The 2221-nt window shown below is 59.3% G+C and carries 3 protein-coding genes; all 3 read left to right on the forward strand.

The features are described 5' to 3' along the window. Positions 1–220 precede the first annotated feature (220 nt). The 3 genes from APH30_RS28550 to APH30_RS26880 all read left to right on the forward strand — a co-directional run bounded on the left by APH30_RS28550 (position 221) and on the right by APH30_RS26880 (position 2029). Positions 221–568 carry a quaternary ammonium compound efflux SMR transporter QacE delta 1 gene (locus APH30_RS28550; protein ID WP_000679427.1) on the forward strand — a complete coding sequence of 116 codons (348 nt, stop codon included), beginning with the start codon at positions 221–223 and terminating at the stop codon, positions 566–568. Further along, on the forward strand, positions 562–1401 hold the full coding sequence (gene sul1, locus APH30_RS26875; RefSeq protein WP_000259031.1) for a sulfonamide-resistant dihydropteroate synthase Sul1: 840 nt from the start codon (positions 562–564) through the stop codon (positions 1399–1401). Before APH30_RS28550 ends, sul1 begins: the two co-directional genes overlap by 7 nt. A gap of 127 nt (positions 1402–1528) precedes the next feature. After that, positions 1529–2029, forward strand: coding sequence for a GNAT family N-acetyltransferase (locus APH30_RS26880; RefSeq protein WP_000376623.1), 501 nt, complete (start codon positions 1529–1531; stop codon positions 2027–2029). Positions 2030–2221: the final 192 nt, after the last annotated feature.

Here is a 2221-nt window from a genome sequence, read left to right on the forward strand (position 1 = left end):
TTGGAAGAATTTGTTCACTACGTGAAAGGCGAGATCACCAAGGTAGTCGGCAAATAATGTCTAACAATTCGTTCAAGCCGACGCCGCTTCGCGGCGCGGCTTAACTCAAGCGTTAGATGCACTAAGCACATAATTGCTCACAGCCAAACTATCAGGTCAAGTCTGCTTTTATTATTTTTAAGCGTGCATAATAAGCCCTACACAAATTGGGAGATATATCATGAAAGGCTGGCTTTTTCTTGTTATCGCAATAGTTGGCGAAGTAATCGCAACATCCGCATTAAAATCTAGCGAGGGCTTTACTAAGCTTGCCCCTTCCGCCGTTGTCATAATCGGTTATGGCATCGCATTTTATTTTCTTTCTCTGGTTCTGAAATCCATCCCTGTCGGTGTTGCTTATGCAGTCTGGTCGGGACTCGGCGTCGTCATAATTACAGCCATTGCCTGGTTGCTTCATGGGCAAAAGCTTGATGCGTGGGGCTTTGTAGGTATGGGGCTCATAATTGCTGCCTTTTTGCTCGCCCGATCCCCATCGTGGAAGTCGCTGCGGAGGCCGACGCCATGGTGACGGTGTTCGGCATTCTGAATCTCACCGAGGACTCCTTCTTCGATGAGAGCCGGCGGCTAGACCCCGCCGGCGCTGTCACCGCGGCGATCGAAATGCTGCGAGTCGGATCAGACGTCGTGGATGTCGGACCGGCCGCCAGCCATCCGGACGCGAGGCCTGTATCGCCGGCCGATGAGATCAGACGTATTGCGCCGCTCTTAGACGCCCTGTCCGATCAGATGCACCGTGTTTCAATCGACAGCTTCCAACCGGAAACCCAGCGCTATGCGCTCAAGCGCGGCGTGGGCTACCTGAACGATATCCAAGGATTTCCTGACCCTGCGCTCTATCCCGATATTGCTGAGGCGGACTGCAGGCTGGTGGTTATGCACTCAGCGCAGCGGGATGGCATCGCCACCCGCACCGGTCACCTTCGACCCGAAGACGCGCTCGACGAGATTGTGCGGTTCTTCGAGGCGCGGGTTTCCGCCTTGCGACGGAGCGGGGTCGCTGCCGACCGGCTCATCCTCGATCCGGGGATGGGATTTTTCTTGAGCCCCGCACCGGAAACATCGCTGCACGTGCTGTCGAACCTTCAAAAGCTGAAGTCGGCGTTGGGGCTTCCGCTATTGGTCTCGGTGTCGCGGAAATCCTTCTTGGGCGCCACCGTTGGCCTTCCTGTAAAGGATCTGGGTCCAGCGAGCCTTGCGGCGGAACTTCACGCGATCGGCAATGGCGCTGACTACGTCCGCACCCACGCGCCTGGAGATCTGCGAAGCGCAATCACCTTCTCGGAAACCCTCGCGAAATTTCGCAGTCGCGACGCCAGAGACCGAGGGTTAGATCATGCCTAGCATTCACCTTCCGGCCGCCCGCTAGCGGACCCTGGTCAGGTTCCGCGAAGGTGGGCGCAGACATGCTGGGCTCGTCAGGATCAAACTGCACTATGAGGCGGCGGTTCATACCGCGCCAGGGGAGCGAATGGACAGCGAGGAGCCTCCGAACGTTCGGGTCGCCTGCTCGGGTGATATCGACGAGGTTGTGCGGCTGATGCACGACGCTGCGGCGTGGATGTCCGCCAAGGGAACGCCCGCCTGGGACGTCGCGCGGATCGACCGGACATTCGCGGAGACCTTCGTCCTGAGATCCGAGCTCCTAGTCGCGAGTTGCAGCGACGGCATCGTCGGCTGTTGCACCTTGTCGGCCGAGGATCCCGAGTTCTGGCCCGACGCCCTCAAGGGGGAGGCCGCATATCTGCACAAGCTCGCGGTGCGACGGACACATGCGGGCCGGGGTGTCAGCTCCGCGCTGATCGAGGCTTGCCGCCATGCCGCGCGAACGCAGGGGTGCGCCAAGCTGCGGCTCGACTGCCACCCGAACCTGCGTGGCCTATACGAGCGGCTCGGATTCACCCACGTCGACACTTTCAATCCCGGCTGGGATCCAACCTTCATCGCAGAACGCCTAGAACTCGAAATCTAACGTCCGTTCGGGCATCGAGGTCCATGTCGGGGTGGGACGGGCCCGTGGCTTCAAGATCACTTGCAGTCCGACCGCGATGTCTTGGTTGCGCGAGAGGTTGTCGATATCCTCCACTTCCATCATCAACCCTGGATAATGCCGCCGCCGTCATCGCCGCCGACGCCCGTGCCGGGCTTTTCGGGCCTGTCAGGC

Source organism: Pseudomonas sp. NBRC 111127 (assembly GCF_001320345.1).
Taxonomy (GTDB): domain Bacteria; phylum Pseudomonadota; class Gammaproteobacteria; order Pseudomonadales; family Pseudomonadaceae; genus Aquipseudomonas; species Aquipseudomonas juntendi.

What these genes read in the sequence shown, in the direction of transcription:
- APH30_RS26880 (WP_000376623.1), top strand. Translation starts at nt 1,529, where the DNA reads ATGGACAGCGAGGAGCCTCCGAACGTTCGGGTCGCCTGCTCGGGTGAT.
- APH30_RS28550 (WP_000679427.1), top strand. Translation starts at nt 221, where the DNA reads ATGAAAGGCTGGCTTTTTCTTGTTATCGCAATAGTTGGCGAAGTAATC.
- sul1 (WP_000259031.1), top strand. Translation starts at nt 562, where the DNA reads ATGGTGACGGTGTTCGGCATTCTGAATCTCACCGAGGACTCCTTCTTC.